The sequence below is a fragment of the Micromonospora sp. NPDC050695 genome, assembly GCF_040654415.1.
Classification (GTDB): domain Bacteria; phylum Actinomycetota; class Actinomycetes; order Mycobacteriales; family Micromonosporaceae; genus Micromonospora.
This window is the reverse complement of record NZ_JBFAHZ010000134.1, coordinates 1-1,986: the sequence shown is the minus strand read 5'-3', so window position 1 is coordinate 1,986 and position 1,986 is coordinate 1. Positions and strand designations below refer to the sequence as shown.

General features: G+C 68.3%; 3 protein-coding genes. All 3 read right to left on the bottom strand.

Annotation, left to right across the window (positions count from 1 at the left end; all coding sequences use genetic code 11):
• Positions 1–46: 46 nt before the first annotated feature.
• The 3 genes from AB0H52_RS31875 to AB0H52_RS31865 all read right to left on the bottom strand — a co-directional run bounded on the left by AB0H52_RS31875 (position 47) and on the right by AB0H52_RS31865 (position 1,581).
• On the bottom strand, positions 47–487 hold the full coding sequence (locus AB0H52_RS31875) for a hypothetical protein (protein WP_151491658.1): 441 nt from the start codon (positions 485–487) through the stop codon (positions 47–49).
• Between the two features lie 152 nt (positions 488–639).
• Entirely contained in the window at positions 640–828 is a 189-nt protein-coding gene (locus tag AB0H52_RS31870) for a hypothetical protein (protein WP_151491659.1), read from the bottom strand.
• A 150-nt stretch (positions 829–978) separates the two neighbouring features.
• Positions 979–1,581: a type II toxin-antitoxin system Phd/YefM family antitoxin gene (locus AB0H52_RS31865; RefSeq protein WP_151491660.1), complete on the bottom strand. Its 603-nt coding sequence runs from the start codon at positions 1,579–1,581 to the stop codon at positions 979–981.
• Between the last annotated feature and the right edge of the window lie 405 nt (positions 1,582–1,986).

Genomic DNA, 1,986 nt, shown 5'->3' with positions numbered 1-1,986 from the left:
CAGAAGGCCGCGCTCTTCTACGTACCCACCGGAACCGGCGTGACTATCACATAACCGAATATCCGGTCATAGCTCGATCTTGCGAATGCCCTGGTAGCGCCCGGTCGGCGTACCAGCCATCAAACGAGTACGAGTCGACCCCCAGGCCGTGCATGTCGCCGTAGACCCGCAGCGGCGCAGGGATCTCGTCAGCGTAGGGGTGCGTCAGAAGGAAAGCGCCGCGGCCGTCGTGCTGAACCCAGATCTGGGTGTGGTCCATCCCGACCGACGTACAGGCAGAGAAGGTGCAGCTGTCCATGCGGTACAACCCGTGCACACACTTCTCAGCCGGTCCGCGGTACAACAGGTACTGGTGGCCAAGTGCCCACTCGCGCGCACGACGGACCGTGTCCGCCCCACCGTAGACCCAGAAGTCGTCGCTGCCCGGAGGCACGAGCGACCAGTTGCCCGGCCCGAGCATCGCGCCCTCGGCGGTGTGCTGCTTCATCGACTGTCTCCTTCGTCGGTCTCGCTGAACCGGGAGCCTACTGTCAGCCCTGCTGTTGCCTCATCGGATCATCTGCACGGGCGGTAGGGCATCGGGGGCACGACGATGGATTCCGAGAAAGCGCCTCCGGCCGGGCTCTACGCTGGCTTCGGCTAGCGCCGCTGGTGCCCGGCAGTACCGCGGCGAGCGGCGATGTGGTCGGGGACGTCGGGGCCGTGCTCGCAGGTGACCATCCGCCCGTTCTGGCTCGCGACGACGCAGCCGTCGCCGAGCTGGGTGGTGCCGGGCGGGTTGGCGGTCGCGTTCGAGGTCCTGGTGCTGGTGCTGGTGCTGTTTGCCATGATGGTGCTGCTCCTTGCGGGGAGTAGCGGGCTGGCCCCCGGATGCTGTCCAGGCGAGGGGGCCGGCTCGCGCCGCCGATCTGGCGGTCACCGCGCGCGTCCAGACCCGGGGAGCAGCCTGCGACGCCACGGAACCCGCCACTCGACGAGCTAAAACGGTGCCTCGTCGGCCACCTCGACAGCGGGCGGCGCGCTCAGGCGCAACAGGGCCTCGCCCAAGGTGGGGCCGGTACCGACCGCGACGGTGCGCTCGTCGTGGTCGAGCGCGGTGGCCAGGTAGCACTGCTCCTCGGGCTCCTCGAGGACGTCGCCGTCATGTCCCATCCGGCCGGGGTTGCCCTCGTCGAAGCGCAGCTCGATGCGGTGCCCGGCCTGCAGCAGCGCCTCGGCGGCGATCCGGGCGGCCGGCGCGGGCCGGTCGACGAGCACGGTGGCGTCAAGCACCGCGGCGATCGGCCGGCGGTGCCGGGCGATCACCTGAGCGACGGCGTGGCTCTCGCGCACCACGTGGCCGAGCTTGTTGCGGGCCTCCGACAGCGACCAAACCGGCAGGGCGGCCACCGGCTCGGCCACTTCGGACAGCGGCACCAGGGCGGCCCACTCGTAGCCGTCACGGGTAATCAGGGTAATCGTGCCGGCCTCGGCCGCCGCCACCAGTTCGGACCAGCGCCGGGTACGCGCCTCCTCGACGGGCACGGGCGGGCCGAGCCGGTCGACCAGGTCGGCGAAGACCATCGGAACATCAAAATCCATAGACAAAGCATAAGGTGCCTTGCAATATTTTTGCAAGGCACCTTATGCATCTCATTGTAGGTGGCTGCGGTCTGCTCAAGCCTCGCGGGCGGCGACGCGACCCGCCGAGACCATGAGCGATGATGACACGGCGAGCACGGCACCCATTGCGGATCTTGAAGCCTAGACAACTCCATGATCCACAGGTGCCGTGCTCGCCCTGCATCGGGCACCAACCAAGATCCGACCAAAGAGGACATCCACGGACTACCCCGGGGCCCTGGGCACTGGGGCGAGGCGCGGTGCGCCGACGCCGATTGAGATCTTTTTACTAGCGGCGGCTCGTGGTGTTCCGATTGTTTGCTTCGGGGCCGGAGCCACCGTGTCTGCTCAGGCTGCGGTCGGGCTCCGGATGCCGAGCCTCGC

Excerpts from the sequence above, each read along its gene's own strand:
- AB0H52_RS31865 (WP_151491660.1), bottom strand. The coding sequence starts at position 1,581 with ATGGATTTTGATGTTCCGATGGTCTTCGCCGACCTGGTCGACCGGCTC.
- AB0H52_RS31875 (WP_151491658.1), bottom strand. The coding sequence starts at position 487 with ATGAAGCAGCACACCGCCGAGGGCGCGATGCTCGGGCCGGGCAACTGG.
- AB0H52_RS31870 (WP_151491659.1), bottom strand. The coding sequence starts at position 828 with ATGGCAAACAGCACCAGCACCAGCACCAGGACCTCGAACGCGACCGCC.